The organism is Hymenobacter sp., from assembly GCF_031398885.1.
Taxonomy (GTDB): Bacteria; Bacteroidota; Bacteroidia; order Cytophagales; family Hymenobacteraceae; genus Hymenobacter.
Genome location: NZ_JANNOD010000059.1, coordinates 141,014 through 157,768 on the forward strand (window position 1 = coordinate 141,014; position 16,755 = coordinate 157,768).

Here is a 16,755-nt window from a genome sequence, read left to right on the forward strand (position 1 = left end):
CGAAAGCTGCGTATTGCTATTTGCTATTCCTGATAAATTAACCACCTGCCTCTATGAAACTAATAAAATACTGCTTAATCCTGGCATTATTTAGCCCCTTAGCCGCCCGGGCGCAGCAGCCGGCCGCCCCGGCCGCGCAAGCCCCCATCGTGCTGCGCCCCGGCGACATGCAGGTGCAGGCCCGGTCCGCCGCCAACCGCCCCGACCGCGCGCCCGTGTACCCGGGCGGGGAGCAGGCGCTGGGCCTGTTTTTTCTGGAGCACATCAAATATCCCGAGGCCGCGCGCGTCAAGCAACTCAGCGGCATGGTGGTGGTGACGGCCACCGTGAACGTCGACGGCAGCGTGAGCAACCCCCAGGTAACCCAGTCGCTCTCGCCGGAGTGCGACGCCGAGGCGCGGCGCGTGGTGTCGCTGCTCACGGGCTGGCAGCCGGCCATGCGGCGCAGCCGGCCGCTGGCGGTGCTCATTCAGCTGCCGGTGCCCTTCGGCACCGCCGGCCACATGACCGTGGACCAAGCCCGGCGCCAGCCGCAACGCTGAGTTGTCCGTTGTTAGTTGTCCGTTGTCAGTTATCAGCACCCGACAAAACTTGACTGACAACTAGCAACGAACAACTAACAACTACTTACTTTTCATCGCCAGTACCGGCCCGCCCAGCAAGCGCCCTTACTAACCCTATTTGAATGGCCCGCAGCGGAATGAATACCAGCGGCAACGACCTTTCCCCGGCCGACGCCCCCAAACCCAAGCTCACCAAGGAAGCCTTTCGGCGCGGGCTGCGGATATTCCGCTACGTGCTGCCTTACCGCGCCAAGTTCATCGTCGGCATGGCGCTGCTCACGCTCAGCAGCGCCACCTTCATGGCCTTCCCGTGGGTGGCCGGCAAGCTCGTGGACGCGGCCAACGGCAAGGTGTTCGCGCTGCCCGGCGGGCTGGAACTCACGATTACCCGCATTGCGCTGCTGCTGTTTTGCGTCATTCTGTTTCAGGGCTTCTTCTCGTTCGGACGCATTTGGTTTTTCACCCAGGTGAGCGAATTTACGGTGCGCGACATCCGGCAGGCGCTCTACGCCAAGTTCGTGAGCCTACCGATTCCGTTCTTCGAGAAAAACCGGGTGGGCGCCATCACCTCGCGCATTACCTCCGACGTGGGCATGATTCAGGACACGTTTTCGCTGACCCTGGCCGAGCTGTTCCGCCAAGTGGTGACGCTGGTGGTAAGCACCGTGCTCATCATGGTTACCTCCGTGAAGCTCTCGCTGTTCATGCTGGCCACCTTCCCGGTGCTGGTGCTGGCGGCCTTCCTCTTCGGCAAGCAGATTCGCAAGCAGTCGAAAATCACCCAGGAAGAGCTGGCCAAGACCAACGTCATCGTGGAGGAGACGCTACAGGCCATCAACACGGTCAAGGCTTTCACCAACGAGCTGTTCGAAATCGGGCGTTACAACGTCTCGCTGAACCGGGCCGTGCGCTCGGCGCTCAAGAGCAACTTGTACCGCGGCGCGTTCGTCTCGTTCGTCATCATTGGCCTGTTCGGCGGCATCATCCTGGTGCTGTGGCGCGGGGCCATGCTGGTGCACACGCCCCTCACCGACCCCGACCATCTCGAAATTGGCCAGTTGGTTTCCTTCATCATCTACACCACGTTCGTGGGCGCCTCGGTGGGTGGCTTGGGCGAGATGTACGGCAAAGTGCAGAGCACGCTGGGCGCCTCCGAGCGCATCCTCGAAATCCTGGACGAAGGCAGCGAGCCCACCCACCAGCCCGCCGCCGCGGGTCAGGCGTCGCTGGCGGTGCGGGGCAACATCGAGTACCGCAACGTGGCTTTCCGCTACCCCACCCGGCCCGATTTGCCGGTGCTCCAGGACATTTCTTTCGACATCGCGGCCGGCGAGAAAATTGCGCTGGTCGGCCCCAGCGGCGCCGGCAAGAGCACCATCGTGAGTTTGCTGATGCAGTTCTACGAGCTCAGCGCCGGCCAGATTCTCATCGACGGCCGCCCCATCGGCAGCTACGACCTCACCGAGCTGCGCCGCCACGTGGGCATCGTGCCGCAGGAAACGCTGCTCTTCGGCGGCAGCATCCGCGAGAACATCGCCTACGGCAAAATCGACGCCACCGACGCCGAAATCACGGCCGCCGCCCGCCAGGCCAACGCCTGGCAGTTCATCGCCTCCTTCCCCGAAGGCCTCGACACCGTGGTGGGCGAGCGCGGCATTAAGCTCTCGGGCGGGCAGCGCCAGCGCGTGGCCATTGCCCGCGCCATCCTTAAGAATCCCGCCATCCTACTGCTCGACGAAGCCACCTCGGCCCTCGACTCCGAAAGCGAAAAGCTGGTGCAGGGCGCCATGGACGAGCTGATGAAAAACCGCACCTCCATCATCATCGCCCATCGCCTGAGCACGATTCGCAAAGTCGACAAAATCCTGGTCATCGACGGCGGCCGCATCGTGGAGCAGGGCTCGCACGAGCAATTAGCCGACAACGAGAACGGGCTGTACGCGAATTTGCTGAAGCTGCAGTTTGAACTGTCGTAAGACTTTGCGGAGACACGGCCATGGCTACCGATTCGTTAGCTTGCGGAAACCATAGTAGCTATTCCTTAAGAATGGACATCGCAGTAGCAAATCGTCCGCTAGGTCGTGGACGCCCCCAAGGCATTTTGCTGCCCGAAACAGCTCCATACGCCAGCGTCTTTTTATTACTGGCTTGCTTTCTTATCCTGACTACTCATCTCAAGCAGCCATACCTGGATATGGGAGTTGTCTCGAACGTACAACTGCCGTTTGCTAAAGGGGCGGGGTGCCGCAAGGGAATTTCATTGGATGATTCGCACGGAGCGGTTATCAGCATGAACCGCAAGCATCAGCTTTCCTTCGCAATACCCAACTTGGCCCAGGCACCGGAACCAGCTGCGCTAACGCAAGCCGGGGTCGTAAAGCAGGTGGCTGCCTTATCAGGTGGCTGCCTTATATGGAGTGACTTTTACCCCGCTGCAGCTGGAGGCCTTAGCAACCCTACCTTTTCTGGCGGCTGAGGTGCGGCAGCTTCCCGATTTTCTTACTTTGCCAAGGTACCAGCGCGATAAGCTGCTGGAGCTTGGGGAAAATAATACCCTGAGCAAAGAACAGCTCGCTGAGTGTATCAATGTGGCGCAGGACGCTGCTCAAGACGCAAATCAAAATTTCCTGTTCTTTCTTAAGATTGACTCTGAAGTCGGAGCTTTGCAAGCGATGCGTCTAGTTGAACTGCTGCAGAAGCAAGGCGTTTGGCATCCCATTTTGATGATTCAACAGAAGTAACTAACTGCTCTATTTTAATTCGCGTCACCGATTTGTTTTGAGCTTAATTAAATAGCAAATCATATCGGTGACATGCATCAATGCGGTTATTTTTCAGCTAACTAACGTAATTCATTTATGGAACTCACAGTTATCATTCAGCAAGGCGAAGACGGCTGGATTACGGGCCAAATTGAACAAATTCCGGCTGTAATCAGCCAGGGCCGCACCATCGAAGAATTGAAGTTTATGCTTCGTGATGCACTTGCTCTCTATTTGGAGACCCAGCAGGAAATGACTGCCAAGGCTTACCAAGGACAAGCTTATAGTCGCGAGAGTTTTGGCCAGCTTAACGCAGCTTAATGAAGCTGCTGGATTTGTTGCGGCACTTGGCTTCGCACAATTGTGTGCTCCTCCGCGAAGGGGCCAATCACTCCATTTACGTGAACCTTGGCAATAGTCAGCAAACGGCTGTGCCTCGGCACCGAGAAATTGGCGACAACACTGGCCGAGCTATTTGTAAGCAGTTGGGCATTCCGTTCATTCGTTAAGAAACTTTAAAACCGCGCCTCCAGCTCAAATTCTGTATTTTTAGCTTCCGATGCTTTCCCCTGCGCTTTACACCGGCGCGGCTCCTCTCAATTTTCAGCAACGATGGACATTCACGACCTCATCACCGCTAACCCCGCTATTCTGGGCGGTCAGCCTGTTTTTGCCGGTACTCGGGTGCCTATCGAGACGTTATTTGACCACCTAGAAGCCGGCGTATCGCTGGATGGGTTTCTGGATGATTTCCCCACTGTTTCTAAAGCACAGGCCATCGCGCTGCTCGAAACCGCAACCAAGCTGCTTACCTCCGCCAACGTAGCCCAACTCTATGCGGCTGCTGCTTGACGAAAACTTGCCCAAACGCTTGAAACAGGATTTCCCCGCCCACGAGATTTTTACCGTGCGCGATAAACAATGGAATGGCGTCACAAACGGAGAGTTGCTGAAACTGATGCTGGCAGAAGGCTTTAACGCCCTGCTGACGTTTGACAACAACCTGCAACACCAACAGAATTTCACCAAATACACACTTGCGGTTTTTGTGCTGAATGCTCCCGTAAATACTTATGCCGAACTGACGAAACTATCAAGCCAAATCAACGCGTTTTTGACGGCTGGCAATTTGCCAATTGGACCGGTCATTATCAAGACCAGGTAATCATCCGGCTAGTTATTATTGCCAAAACCCGCGCCCCCGGCGCGGGTTTCGTACTTTTAGCCCCACAACAACCCACCAAATTTTCCCCCAACTGATGAGCAAGCATTTGCTACACTTTTCCGTGACCTTGGCCACGGCCGTTACGCTCCTGGCCACCCCGGCGGCCCACGCCCAGATTGCCACGCCCCAAGCCAGCCCCAAGAACACGGTGACGCAGCGCGTGGGCCTGACGGACATCACCATCAGCTACTACCGGCCCAGCGCCAAGGGCCGGGCCATTTTTGGCACCGTGGTGCCGTTTGGTAAGCGCTGGCGCACGGGTGCCAACGCTACCACCAGCATCAAGTTTTCGGACGATGTGACGATTGAGGGCAAGAAGGTGCCGGCCGGCGAGTACGGCATTTACACCATTCCGAACAAGACCGAGTGGCTGGTGGTGCTGAACAAGGGCCTCAAGCAGGGGGCCGATGTGGACGGCTTCAAGGACGACCAGGACGTGGCCCGCTTCACCGTGAAGCCCTACAAGCTGCCCGCCAAGCTGGAAACCTTTACCATCGGCCTCACCGACCTCACCCCGGCCACCGCCAACGTGGCGCTGGAGTGGGAAATGACCGGCGCCAAATTTAAGGTGACGGCCGACGTGGAAACCAAGGTAATGGCCCAGATTGACGAGAAAATCACTAAAAACGCCACCCCCGCCCCCGCCGACAAGGCCTCGGCCGCCGTGTACTACTACGACAGCAACAAGGACCTGAAGCAGGCCCTGGCCTGGATGGAAAAAGCCAACGCCGCCGAGCCCACCAAGTTCTGGAACCTGAACACGGAAGCCAAGATTCGCCTCAAAATGAAGGACTACGCCGGCGCTACCAAGGCCGCCGAAGCCTCGAAGAAAGCCGCCCTGGCCGCCACGCCCCCCAACGGCGACTACGTGAAGATGAACGAGGAGCTGATGGCCGAGGCTAAGAAAATGGGCAAGTAGGAATTGAGTTAAAAGTTAAAAGTGAAGAGTTAAAAAGCCCGCCTGGCACAATCCGGCGGGCTTTTTAACTCTTCACAAAGGAGCAGACGCCAGCCGCGGCCTCAGCCCATCGCCTTGTTCAAGGCCACAATCGCGGCCTCGTAATCTTCGCGGCCCACGATGAACTGGATGTTGACTTTGCGCAGGGCAAAGCCCGCGCTGCGGATGTTGATGCCGGCTTCGGCCAGGGCGCCGGCGGCGCGGGCCAGCAGGCCGGGCTCGTCGATGTTGGAGCCGATGAGGCAGACGATGGCGGCTTTTTCGACGGTCACTTTTTCGTACTTGGCCTCCAGCGCGGCCACCAGCTCGGGTTTCAGGTCCTTTTTCCAAATGAGCAGGGTGATGCTGTTGGCGCTGGTGGCCTTGAAAATGTAGCTCACGTTGAGGTCGTAGAACGCCTGCATGAGGTGCAGGTCGAAGCCGGCCGCGCCCACCATCAGGGGGTCGTAGATGTCGATGAGCACCACCTGGTCGGTGCCGGTGATGACTTCGACGTGCTTGGTGGGCGCAACGTAGTCGCGGGTGATGAGCGTGCCGGGGTGCTCGGGCTCGAAGGTATTTTTGATGCGCAGGTCGATGGCGTTTATCTCCAGCGGCTTGGAGGCCTTGGGGTGGATAGCCTCCATGCCCACGTCAGCGAGCTGGTCGGCCACGTCGTAGTTGGTGAAGCCCACCGGGCGGCAGTTTTCCAGGCCCACCAAGTGGGGGTCGGCCGAGCAGAGGTGGTATTCCTTGTGAATGATGGCCTCCCGGGGCCGCACGGCCACGGCAATCTTGCTGAAGGTGACCTCGGAATAGCCGCGGTCGAACTCGCGCATGATGCCCTCGGTGCCCTTGGTGTAACCGGTGGCCACGCAGACGGTGCGGGCAAAATCGATGCCCGCGAAGGCCTGCGCAATTCGCTCGTCGATGGTCAGCGCCCGCGGGTCGTCGAAGCCGCTGAGGTCGATGAGCGTAGCATGGACACCCCGGTTTTGGAGGATGTTGACGGAGTTGAACGCCGAGTGCGCCTCACCGAGGGAGGCCAGGATTTCGCGGGCGGCCTGGAGGATGTTGGCGCCGTTCACGTAGCCCGAGGCCAGCACGTTGGTCAGGCTTTCGAGGGTGGTCTGGGCCTGGTCGATGCGCTGCTGAATGAAGGCGTCGGCCACGGCCAGGTCGAGGCCCAGGGGCTCGTAGGCCTTGTTCAGCTCCCGCAGCCGGGCGGCCACGTCCTGCAGGGCCTGCCGAAACTCCCGGTGCTGGGTGATGTGATGGTAGACGCCGGGGGCGCCGGTTTTCTTGTTCTCCAGCAGCCAGTTGGTGACGTGGGCGTAGGCCGAGACGACAAACACGCGGTTGTATAATTCCGGGCCCTGCCGATTGTGGAAGATGATGTTGTCGAGGACGTCGGCGAAGGCGGTCATGGAGGTGCCGCCGATTTTTTCTACTGTGAGCACGTTCTGGTGGTGCGCCTCACCCCCCGGCCCCCTCTCCTTCAGAGAGGGGGAGCCGAGTCGGCGCAGGCGATAAAATAACGTTTAACAAAGTCATCTGGCTCCCCCTCTCTGAAGGAGAGGGGGCCGGGGGGTGAGGCAAACTACTGCACCTTCTCCTTGCCGTAGGAAATCATGTTCGTAATCAGCCGGTAAGCGCCGGGCACGCCGGCGGGCAGCTCCCGAAACAGCGAGAGGCCGGTGTAGATGTAGTGGCCCTTGCCATAGTCGGCCACCAGGATAGCGCTTTCCTTGGCCTTTTCGCCGGGGTCGGCGCTGCTGATGACGGTTTGGTACTTGGGGTCCCAGGCGCTGGGGTAGTACAGGCCCTGCTCCTGCACCCAGCCGGTGAAATCCTGCGCCGTGATTTTGTTGGGGACGTTGAGCAGCACGTGCTGGGGCTTGAGGAAGGTGACGGGGGCGTCTTCGACGGTCACCCGGTCGTTGCTGAGCTTCATCGGGTAGGGGCCGATTTCGGGCAGCACCGTGCCGCGGGTCGTCACGTACTGCACCACCACGTTGCCGCCGGCTTCGATGTACTTGAGGATTTCAGGCTGCTGGGTTTTGAGGCGGTCCACGGTGTTGTAGGCCCGGATTCCGACCACGAGGGCGTCGAATTTTTTCAGGTTGGCGGCCGTGAGGTCCTGGGGGTTGAGCAGGGTCACGGTGTAGCCAATTTGGCGCAGGGCGTCGGGCACTTCGTCGCCGGCGCCCATGAGGTAGGCCACTTGCTGGCCGCGCCGCTTCAGGTCGAGCTTCACCAGCGGGGCCACGGCTTCGGGGAAGAGGAACTGGGTGGGGATGTGCGGGTATTCAATCTTCTGGATGCCGCGGGAGTATTGCTGACCATCCACGGTGGCGGTGGCGCGTAGCTCGGCGTGGCCGGCGGCGGCGCTGGCGCTGGGCTGCACCTGGAAGTCCACGGTCAGCTCCTGGTCTTTGGCGGCGAGGGTGAAGGGCACGGTGGCGGGCTCGCACTTCCAACCGGCGGGCAGGGCCAGGGCCAGGCTGCCGTTCACCCCGGCGCGCCCGGCCCGCAGCGTGACGGGCACGGTCTTGGGCTGAGCATCGGCGAAGACGTAGGCGCGGGCGGGCGGCAGGTTTACCAGCACGGGCGGCACCACGGCCAGCGGCTGGTAGAGTTCGCCCAGCACGGGGTCGGTGTGCTTGTATTGGACGGGGACGTCGAATCCAATGATGAAGGAGACCTGCTTCCCGGCTTCGTCTTTGCCATTCAAAAGCAGCTTTGTGCGCACGGCGACGGCGGGTTCGCTTTCGGGCCGGCCCACGTTAGCCAGCCCACCCGGTAGCTGATACATGCCAATGACGCCCATTTCGCGGAGCCACCGATAGCCCAGATCGACGACTGGCGTGGTCGTTTTTGCCGGCTGCGTACTGACCTGGGCCAACTCACCTGGCAGCCTGTACATGCCCACCATACCGGGCTCTTGTAGCCAGTAAGGCTGCGAAACCGGCGTGGCTCCTCCTCGTGGCCGTTTCATTTTTTGGTCATAACCTGCCGAAAGCACTTCCTGCCGAAAACCCACCAGTGGCAGAGAGAGGAGACGACTGAACGAACCGCCCGAGGCCAATTGCTGCTCCACGACGTAACCAGTGGGGTCCAGTATTTCTGCCGACATGGCCCCCGGCGTCCGGCCAGTGGCGCGGTGCTCTTTCGGTAGTGGCACCGTGCTTTGCGCAGTCAGCGCGGAGTCCTGGCGCGGGTTGCTAGTAAATGCATTCAGCAGTCGTACGGAAGCCGCCCCCCGATTCACTACATCCAGCTTCACGGCCACCGTACCACCCGATACTGCTGTGGCTTCAGCCGCTGTAGCTTCCAAGTGTAGCCCCAGGCACGCCCGGATAAGTTCTTCGACCTCCAGCAGCTTTTGCTGGGGCCAACTCAAATCGGGCCTGGGGAGATGTACTTCATCAGAACCAGCCATCATGCTCTGTATTTGCATCCTGACTTCTAATAAACCCGCTACGCTTGCCGCTGGGTTGGCGGCATTGTAGTCCCGCAGCACCTTGATTAACACCGACTGCACGTTGTGACCGCCGTCTACTTTCTTCCAAGTCAGGTCCACGCCTTCGAACAGGTCTTTGGTGGCTTTGTCGCCTTTCAGCGGTTGGAAATACTCCAGCGCCTCGCCCCGCTGGGCGGCCGAGCCGAAGCCCTGGCTGCGGTGGTTGCTGCGGCTGCGGGCCGCGATTTCGCCGTACGACTGCCCAAGCAGCGGGTTGTAGCCGCCCGCATCTAATTTGAGGTAGCCATCCATGTTTTCGCCGGGCTTCACGAAGAAGCTGCCGGTGTTCCAGAACAGGCGCTTGGGCTGCCAGGCTGGCACGTATTGCAGTTGCTCGGGAAAGCGCTTGGGGTCGCCGGCGGCGTCGAAGGCTTCGGCGGCAAGGATGGCGCTGGCGGTGTGGTGGCCGTGGCCGCCGCGGCCGTCGGTGGGGAAACGGGCGATGAGCACGTCGGGCCGACGCTGGCGGATAACCCACACCATGTCGGCCAGCACCTGCTCCTTGTCCCAGATGCGAAAGGTTTCCTCCGGCGTTTTCGAGAAGCCGAAGTCGTTAGCGCGGGTGAAAAACTGCTGGCCACCGTCGGTGCGCCGGGCCGCGAGCAGCTCCTGGGTGCGAATCACCCCGAGGCCCTCGCGCAGCTCGGGGCCGACGAGGTTCTGGCCGCCGTCGCCGCGGGTGCAGCTCAGGTAGCCGGTTTCGAGCAGGCGCTCGTTGGCCAGGTAGGCGATGAGGCGGGTGTTTTCATCGTCGGGGTGGGCGGCGATGTAGAGCACCGAGCCGAGGACGTTGAGCTTCTTGAGGCCCAGCAGAATCTCGGAGGAGGTGTAGGTTTTGGGCGTTTGGGCTTTAAGCTCAGTTAACAGTGAGCAGTTAACAGTGAGCAGGGTCAGAAAAGCAAGGCGGTGGAACGGGAGGCGCATGAGGCAAGGAACCAGATTAGGGGCGTGAAGTTAGGACGGGGCCAGCCCCTCGCCCCCGGCAAGGCGGCGAGGCCGCTTATTACTTCTGGTGTGATACGGGTTTACTCCGATATTGTGATTAGTAGTACTGATGACTTCGCTAATTACTCCGAAACTGAGGTTATTTACTCCGATATTATAATTAACTACTCTGTCGTTGTTCATAATCACTCCTTTATTGCTCCTAGTTACTCCGTTACTATTATTAGTCATTCTATTACTACTTTTAACTATTCTGCTGTTGCTAATAATAAGGCCGATATTACCATAATCACTTCCGTGATTAGTATAATTCATACCGATATTGCTTCCTCACCTTCTGCTCGTTGCCATGCCCGAAAACACCGACCCTTTGGCCCAAGCCTTTGCCCGACGCGTGGCCGAGCGCGACAACCCGCCGCCCCCGCCGCCCCTAAGCACGGAGCCGGCCGCGGTGACGGCCCGCCTGGCGGCGTGGCTGCGCACCGCGCACGGCGTGCGCGACCCGCGCGGGCAGCGGCGCTTGGTGGCCATGCTACGGGCGTTGATGCAGCACCCCGAGCGCACCACCGCCGAGCTGGCCACCGCCGCCGGGCTGGGCGCGCGGGCGGGGCTGCGCGCGGCCACCCAGCTGGCCGCCCTGGGCCTCACTGCAAGCCACGCCCAGGGCCTCTATCACTACCACCGCCTCAGCCGCGCCGCCGAAGACGCCCTGCTGGCGGTGGTGGTGGGGCCGGCCTAGTGCCCGTACACGTGCCAATTGAAGGCGGCGTAGTTCACCCCAAAGGTGATGAAAGCGCCCAGCAGGCCCGCCGCCGCTGCCCGCCACGCGGCGCCGCCCCAGGTCAGGCCCAGGCCCTGGCGCCCCACCAGCGTCAGGTACGCGAGGGTGATGAGGCCTTGCAGTAGGGCCGAGCTGGCCCCCGGCTGCCGCCCCACCAGCAGCAGCACCGTGGGCAGAAACAAGAGCAGCCAGAGCTGAAACGCGCAGCCCACCACCACCTGCACCAGCACGGCCTCGGCGTAGTTGAGCCCGGTGCGGCGCCGGTACACGAGCCACGTGCCCGCCGCGTGCAGGGGCAGCAGCAGCAGCCACCACACGTTGAAATACTGGCCCAGGGAGTGAAAGTAGGTACTCACTTTGCTCAGCACAAGGGGCGTTGCCCCGCTTTGGGCAATGCGCGCCTGCACGCCCTCGCCCACCAGGTCGTAGTAGCCCGTTTTTTGGGCCACCACCGTCACCAGGCCCACGGCCAGCAGCAGAAACTGAAACGGACTGAAGTGGCGCTTGCGGCGGCCGGCCAGGAAGTCGGCCACCAGCTGGCCCGGGCGCAGCAGCACCTGTGGGAGGAAGGCGAAGATGCCCTTGTCGGCGTGCGTGAACACGTGCAGCACCTCGTGCCCGACGTGGGCCGTGCTCAGGCGGTGGGCCGGCGTCTGGCCGCACCGGGGGCAGAAGCAGCCGGGCGGCGCTAGGGCGTGGCCGCAGTTGAGGCATAAAGCGTTGGCAAGGGCATCGGACATGGCCGCAAGTAAAAGAGTAGCCGGCAAAATGCCTACTGCCCGCGCCACCGCGCCCGTCGAATGGCGCCGGGCGCGGTGGCGCGGCGCCGCCCGGGTTAATTTGCCGACGCAACGCGGGGCCGGGCTGGCCCATCTTTGGCCCGGCTGAACTTCATTTGTCCCCGTTTTCGTTTGACTGCCACAACGCCCGCGCCGCCGCGGCCTTTTCCGTTTCTATGACGATGTTTCCCCTCCGCCGCTGGCCGCTTGCGCTGGCCTTCCTGGCCCTGCCGGCCCTGGGCCAGGCCCAATCCGCCGCCCCCGCTCCGGCCCCGGCCGGCGACCAAAGCGCCGCCCAGTGGTATTTGAAAGACCCGCAACTCGACAAGGTGCCCGGCGTGGGCGCCACCCGGGCCTACCAGGAACTCCTCAAGAACCTGGTGCCCACGCCCGTCGTCGTGGCGGTTATCGATTCGGGCATCGACACGGCGCACGTCGACCTCAAACCGGCGCTGTGGCGCAACCCCCGGGAAATTGCCGGCAACGGCCTCGACGACGACAAGAACGGCTACGTGGACGACGTGCACGGCTGGAATTTCCTGGGCGGGGCCGACGGCCGCAACGTCAACGCCGAAACCCTGGAGATGACCCGCATCGTGGCCGCCGGCCGCCCGCGCTTCAAGGGCGTCACGGCCAAGACCGTGAAGGCCGCCGACCGCGCCGAGTTCGCGCTCTATCAAAAAGCCGAGAAGACCTACGCCGAGCACCTCAAGGACGAAACCGAACGCGCCCGGGACGTGGAAAACATGACCGGCCCGCTGACCACGATGGTCGACAACCTCAAGCAGGCCCTCGGCTCGCCCACGCTGGACACGACTGCGCTGCGTAATTTCAAAACCGAGGACCCCAACCTGCGCCGCGCCACCGCCGGCCTGCTCGACATGATGCGCCAGACCGGCGTGGCCGACGGCGACGCCCTGCTCAAGCAGCTCAACGACGGCGTGAAGCAGGAGCGCAGCCTGCTCGACAACTCCCTCAACCTGGGCTTCGACCCGCGGGCCGACATCGTGAAGGACAACCCCAACGACGTCAACCAGCGCACCTACGGCAACAACGACCTGCACGGCCCCGACCCCCTGCACGGCACCCACGTGGCGGGCATCATCGCGGCCGTGCGCGACAACAACCTCGGCGTGCAGGGCCTGGCCGCCGACCCGGTGCGCATCATGGTGGTGCGGGCCGTGCCCGACGGCGACGAGCGCGACAAGGACGTGGCCAACGCCATCCGCTACGCCGTGGACAACGGCGCCCAGATTATCAACATGAGCTTCGGCAAGGAATTCTCGCCCCAGCGCGCCGCCGTGGAGGCCGCCTATAAGTACGCCGCCGCCAAAAACGTGCTGCTGGTGCACGCCGCCGGCAACGAGAACAAGAACCTCGACACCACCGAAAATTACCCGGCGTCGTTCTACCTCAACAACGCACCCGTGCCCAATCTGCTCACCGTGGGCGCCTCCGGCCCGCGCGACAATGCCGCGCTGCCCGCCAACTTCTCCAACTTCAGCAAGAAAGCGGTGGACGTGTTCGCGCCCGGCGTGGGCATCTACAACACCCTGCCCGGCAGCACCTACGGCAACGAGAGCGGCACGAGCATGGCCTCGCCCGTGACGGCCGGCGTGGCGGCGGTGCTCAAGTCCTACTTCCCCAAGCTCACGGCCACCGACCTCAAGCGCGTCATCATGCAGTCGGCCCAGGTGCACCACACCAAGGTGCAGGTGCCCGGCTCGGACAAGCTGGTGGATTTCTCCACCCTCTCCGTCACCGGCGGCGTGGTGGACCTGTACGAAGCCGTGAAGCTGGCGCAGAAAATGGCACTGTGAGTTTTTAATTAGTAATTAACAATTAAGAATTAAGAATTAACAATTGAGAAAACCCTACTGGCGTACAGCCGTGCCTTTTTAATTGTTAATTCTTAATTGTTAATTACTAATTAAGGACCTTCCTTGCGGAAGTGGCCCAGCACGAGCCGGTCCATCAGTCCTGGCAGCCACTTGTTCATGAACACGACGAACTTGCCCTGGCCCGTAAGCACCAGCGTGCGGCGGCGCTGTCGCACGGCTTGCAGGATGGCCGCGGCCACGGTTTCGCTGCTCATCATGGCGCCCTCGTCGCGCGGCGACTCGCCCTGGGAAGTGCCGTCGGCGGCCAACGCCACCTGGCGGATGTTGGAAGTCGTGAAGCCCGGCGCGGCGGTGAGCACGTGCACGCCCTGGTCGAGCAGCTCCGTGCGCAGGGCTTCGAGGAAGCCGTTCATGGCAAACTTGGAGGCCGAGTAGCCGGTGCGGCCCGGCAGGCCCCGGTAGCCGGCAATGCTGCTGACGCCCACGATGCTGCCCCGGCTGGCCAGCAGGTGCGGCAGGGCAAACTTGGTGCTGTAGACCGTGCCGAAGAAGTTGGTCTGCATCAGCCGCTGGATGACGTCGAGGTCGGCGTCCTGAAAGCGGGCCCGCATGGAGATGCCGGCGTTGTTGAGCAGCACGTCGAGGCCGCCGAAGCGGGCCACGGTTTGCTGCACGGCGCGGGCGGCGGCGGCCGGGTCGCCCACGTCGGCCCGCACGGCCAGGTGGGCCACGCCGGCCGCGGCCAGCTCCCGGGCGGTGTCGGCGAGGCGGGCTTCATCGCGGCCGGTGAAGGCGACCTGGTAGCCGGCGCGGCCAAAAGCCAGGGCGCAGGCCCGGCCGATGCCCGAGGTGCCGCCCGTGATGAGAACGGTGGGAGTTGGCATAACGAAAAGGTAATAAGGGGGCGAAACCGGCGGAAAGCCGCCGGAAAGCCGGCGGTGCCGACCGGCAAACAAGGAGGGCAAACTTACGCCCGGGGGTGCCATTGCCGCCCGCCGCTGCTGGCCGCCGGCCGGGACTGATTCCGGCCGCATTCTCCCCGTTTTTTGTTTACTTTTATTCACCAAACGCTATATTCTTTAAATCGGCCGCCGCATGAATCCACTTCTACTTTGTTGGGCCCGCGTTGCTCCGGGCGTTGGGGCTGTTTTGGTGGCGCTGGGCGCGGCTTCGGCGGTGTCGGCCCAGGGCACTAACTGCCCGGCCCCGGCCACCTGCACCCCCGGCGCGGCCAGCAACCCCCAGGCCGGCGCTTTCGCGATGGGCATCTTCAACGTGACGCTGGGCAACAACCTCATCAACCGGACGTCGGCGGGCCAATCGGAAGGCTACCAGGACAACAGCTGCACGCTCACCGCGGCCCTGGCGGTGGGCCAGAGCTACGCCGTGAGCGTGCGCACCAACCCCAACACCGCCGAGAACGTGCGGGTCTGGATAGATTACAACAACGACGGGGCTTTCACCGCCAACAACGAGCTGGTGTTCAGCTCCAACAACAGCATTTTGCACACGGGCACCATCACGCCGCCGGCCACGGCCACCCTCGGGGCCCGGCTGCGGCTGCGCGTGGCCGCCGACTACGGCCTGGGCGTGGTGCCCATGGCCTGCTCCACGCCCCAGTACTCGCAGGTGGAGGACTACGGCGTGACGCTGGCCGCCAACGTGAGCGCGCCGGTGGCCGGCTTCACCACCAACGCCACCACCACCTGCACCGGCTGCGTGCAGTTTACCGACGCCAGCCAGAACCTGCCCACGGCCTGGCTCTGGACGTTCGGCGACGGCACCACCAGCCCCCTGCAGAGCCCCAGCCACTGCTACGCCACGGCCGGCACCTTTGCCGTGACGCTGCGCGCCACCAACGCCACGGGCGCTAACACCAGCGCCGCCACCAGCATCGTGTACAACAGCGCGGTGCCGGCAGCGGCCAGCTGCGCGCCCCCGACGATTAATTACTTCGCCAACTACGGCATCGTCCGCTTTCGGCTGAACACCATCGACAACGCCTCGGCCAATGGCAGCGCGGGCTACCAGGACTTCACCTGCCCCCAGCGCACCGAGCTGATTGCCGGCGTTAATTACCCGATGACCATCACCACGGGCGGCACCAGCGCGCACGACATCCGGGTGTACCTGGACCGCAACAACGACGGCACGCTGACCCCGGCCGAGCAAGTGTACCAGGGCCTGAACGTGGCCAGCCCGGGCGCCACCGTGACCCTGAACCTGCCCGCCGGCACCGTGCTCAACCAGCCCCTGCGCCTGCGCGCGGTGGCCGACGCCGTGGGCAGCCCCGCCGGCCCCTGCGTGAGCCCCGCGAGCGGGCAGGCCGAGGACTACACCGTGGTGGCCCGGCCCAACACCCAGCCGCCCGCCGTCAACTTCAGCTCGAACTACGTGCCCGGCGGCTGCGTGAACCCCATCCAGTTCACCGACCTCACCACCAACCTGCCCACGGCCTGGCTCTGGAACTTCGGCGACGGCGGCACCAGCACCCTGCAAAACCCCGCCCACCAGTACGCCGCTTCGGGCACGTACAACGTCAGCCTCTCGGCCACGAACGCCAACGGCACGGCCAGCATCACGCCCCCCGATGCCGTGACCATCACCGTGCCCTGCCTGAGCTACTGCGCCTCGAACGGCACCGGCGGCACCGGGCCCGGCGGCGTGCCCCAGCCCAGCCAGTTTTTTATCGCAACCATGAGCGTGCCCAACGCCCAGCCCGCCTTCAGCAACAGCTCGGCCAACACGGCGGCCGGCTACACCAGCTACACGGCCCAGTCCATCGGCGTGAGCCCCGGCAGCCTGGTCAATATCTCGGTCGTGGCCAACCGCGCCGTCGCCCACCTCACGGGGGTGTGGGTGGACTGGAACCGCAACGGCGTGTTCGACGCCCCGGAGCTTGTCTCCGCCGGCTTCACGCCGAACGGACCCAACGCCACCACCTACGCGGCCAGCTTCGCGGTGCCGCCCGGCGCCAGCGGCAGCACCCGCATGCGCGTCACCGTGGTGGCAAATTCTAATTTTTTGAGCCCCTGCGGGGTCAATGTCTTCAACGCCGAAGTGGAAGACTATCAGCTCCAGGTGCTGCCCCTGGCCACCCGCGACGCCCTGGCCTTGCCCGCGCTGAGCCTGTTTCCCAACCCCACCCCCGACGGCCGGCTGCGCCTGCGCCTGCCCGAGGCCAAAGCGGCCGGCGTCTACGGCGCCGAGGTGCAGAACCTGCTCGGGGCCACGGTGCTGCGCGCGGCCCTGCGCCTGGGCCCCGCCGCCGACGCCGAACTGGACCTGCGCGGCCTGGCCCCCGGCGTGTACGTGCTGCGCCTGCGCGACGCCCGCGGCCTGACCGCCACGCGCCGCGTGGTGCGCGAGTAGGGGCGGCTGGTTGCCCGTGGCAAATGC

15 protein-coding genes are annotated in these 16,755 nt (G+C 63.0%); 11 read left to right on the plus strand and 4 right to left on the minus strand.

Annotated elements, in window-relative coordinates; all coding sequences use genetic code 11:
• Positions 1-53: 53 nt before the first annotated feature.
• The 8 genes from RMO51_RS12645 to RMO51_RS12680 all read left to right on the plus strand — a co-directional run bounded on the left by RMO51_RS12645 (position 54) and on the right by RMO51_RS12680 (position 5,469).
• Positions 54-542: an energy transducer TonB gene (locus RMO51_RS12645; RefSeq protein ID WP_310395149.1), complete on the plus strand. Its 489-nt coding sequence runs from the start codon at positions 54-56 to the stop codon at positions 540-542.
• 143 nt (positions 543-685) lie between these two features.
• Entirely contained in the window at positions 686-2,539 is a 1,854-nt protein-coding gene (locus RMO51_RS12650; RefSeq protein ID WP_310395151.1) for an ABC transporter ATP-binding protein, read from the plus strand.
• Positions 2,540-2,962: 423 nt separating this feature from the next.
• Positions 2,963-3,304, plus strand: a complete 342-nt coding sequence (locus RMO51_RS12655; RefSeq protein WP_310395152.1) for a hypothetical protein — start codon at positions 2,963-2,965, stop codon at positions 3,302-3,304.
• 117 nt (positions 3,305-3,421) lie between these two features.
• On the plus strand, positions 3,422-3,646 hold the full coding sequence (locus tag RMO51_RS12660) for a type II toxin-antitoxin system HicB family antitoxin (RefSeq protein WP_310395154.1): 225 nt from the start codon (positions 3,422-3,424) through the stop codon (positions 3,644-3,646).
• The gene (locus tag RMO51_RS12665) at positions 3,646-3,834 is read left to right on the plus strand and encodes a type II toxin-antitoxin system HicA family toxin (RefSeq protein ID WP_310395156.1); all 189 of its coding nucleotides are present in this window, start codon (positions 3,646-3,648) and stop codon (positions 3,832-3,834) included. The genes RMO51_RS12660 and RMO51_RS12665 overlap by 1 nt, the downstream gene beginning before the upstream one ends.
• A gap of 103 nt (positions 3,835-3,937) precedes the next feature.
• Positions 3,938-4,177, plus strand: a complete 240-nt coding sequence (locus tag RMO51_RS12670; RefSeq protein WP_310395157.1) for a DUF433 domain-containing protein — start codon at positions 3,938-3,940, stop codon at positions 4,175-4,177.
• Positions 4,161-4,490, plus strand: a complete 330-nt coding sequence (locus RMO51_RS12675) for a hypothetical protein (RefSeq protein ID WP_310395159.1) — start codon at positions 4,161-4,163, stop codon at positions 4,488-4,490. Before RMO51_RS12670 ends, RMO51_RS12675 begins: the two co-directional genes overlap by 17 nt.
• A 94-nt stretch (positions 4,491-4,584) precedes the next feature.
• Entirely contained in the window at positions 4,585-5,469 is an 885-nt protein-coding gene (locus tag RMO51_RS12680) for a DUF2911 domain-containing protein (RefSeq protein ID WP_310395160.1), read from the plus strand.
• 101 nt (positions 5,470-5,570) lie between these two features.
• On the opposite strand, the gene RMO51_RS12685 is transcribed toward RMO51_RS12680, so the two are convergent.
• Together RMO51_RS12685 and RMO51_RS12690 are read right to left on the minus strand one after the other, a co-directional pair.
• Positions 5,571-6,947 carry an aspartate kinase gene (locus RMO51_RS12685; protein ID WP_310395162.1) on the minus strand — a complete coding sequence of 459 codons (1,377 nt, stop codon included), beginning with the start codon at positions 6,945-6,947 and terminating at the stop codon, positions 5,571-5,573.
• A 140-nt stretch (positions 6,948-7,087) separates the two neighbouring features.
• Positions 7,088-9,934, minus strand: a complete 2,847-nt coding sequence (locus RMO51_RS12690) for a PIG-L family deacetylase (RefSeq protein ID WP_310395164.1) — start codon at positions 9,932-9,934, stop codon at positions 7,088-7,090.
• Between the two features lie 370 nt (positions 9,935-10,304).
• Between RMO51_RS12690 and RMO51_RS12695 the strand changes: the two genes are divergently transcribed.
• A complete protein-coding gene (locus tag RMO51_RS12695; RefSeq protein ID WP_310395166.1) occupies positions 10,305-10,694 on the plus strand; it encodes a hypothetical protein in 390 nt (129 codons plus the stop codon).
• Here RMO51_RS12695 and RMO51_RS12700 read toward each other — a convergent pair.
• Positions 10,691-11,476: a DUF3667 domain-containing protein gene (locus RMO51_RS12700; protein WP_310395167.1), complete on the minus strand. Its 786-nt coding sequence runs from the start codon at positions 11,474-11,476 to the stop codon at positions 10,691-10,693. The genes RMO51_RS12695 and RMO51_RS12700 overlap by 4 nt on opposite strands.
• 221 nt (positions 11,477-11,697) lie before the next feature.
• On the opposite strand from RMO51_RS12700, the gene RMO51_RS12705 reads away from it, so the two are divergent.
• Entirely contained in the window at positions 11,698-13,335 is a 1,638-nt protein-coding gene (locus tag RMO51_RS12705) for a S8 family serine peptidase (RefSeq protein ID WP_310395168.1), read from the plus strand.
• A 110-nt stretch (positions 13,336-13,445) separates the two neighbouring features.
• Here RMO51_RS12705 and RMO51_RS12710 read toward each other — a convergent pair whose 3' ends face one another.
• Positions 13,446-14,240, minus strand: coding sequence for an SDR family oxidoreductase (locus RMO51_RS12710; protein ID WP_310395171.1), 795 nt, complete (start codon positions 14,238-14,240; stop codon positions 13,446-13,448).
• A gap of 211 nt (positions 14,241-14,451) precedes the next feature.
• Here RMO51_RS12710 and RMO51_RS12715 point away from each other — a divergent pair, with 211 nt between their 5' ends.
• Entirely contained in the window at positions 14,452-16,728 is a 2,277-nt protein-coding gene (locus tag RMO51_RS12715; RefSeq protein ID WP_310395173.1) for a GEVED domain-containing protein, read from the plus strand.
• Positions 16,729-16,755 lie beyond the last annotated feature (27 nt).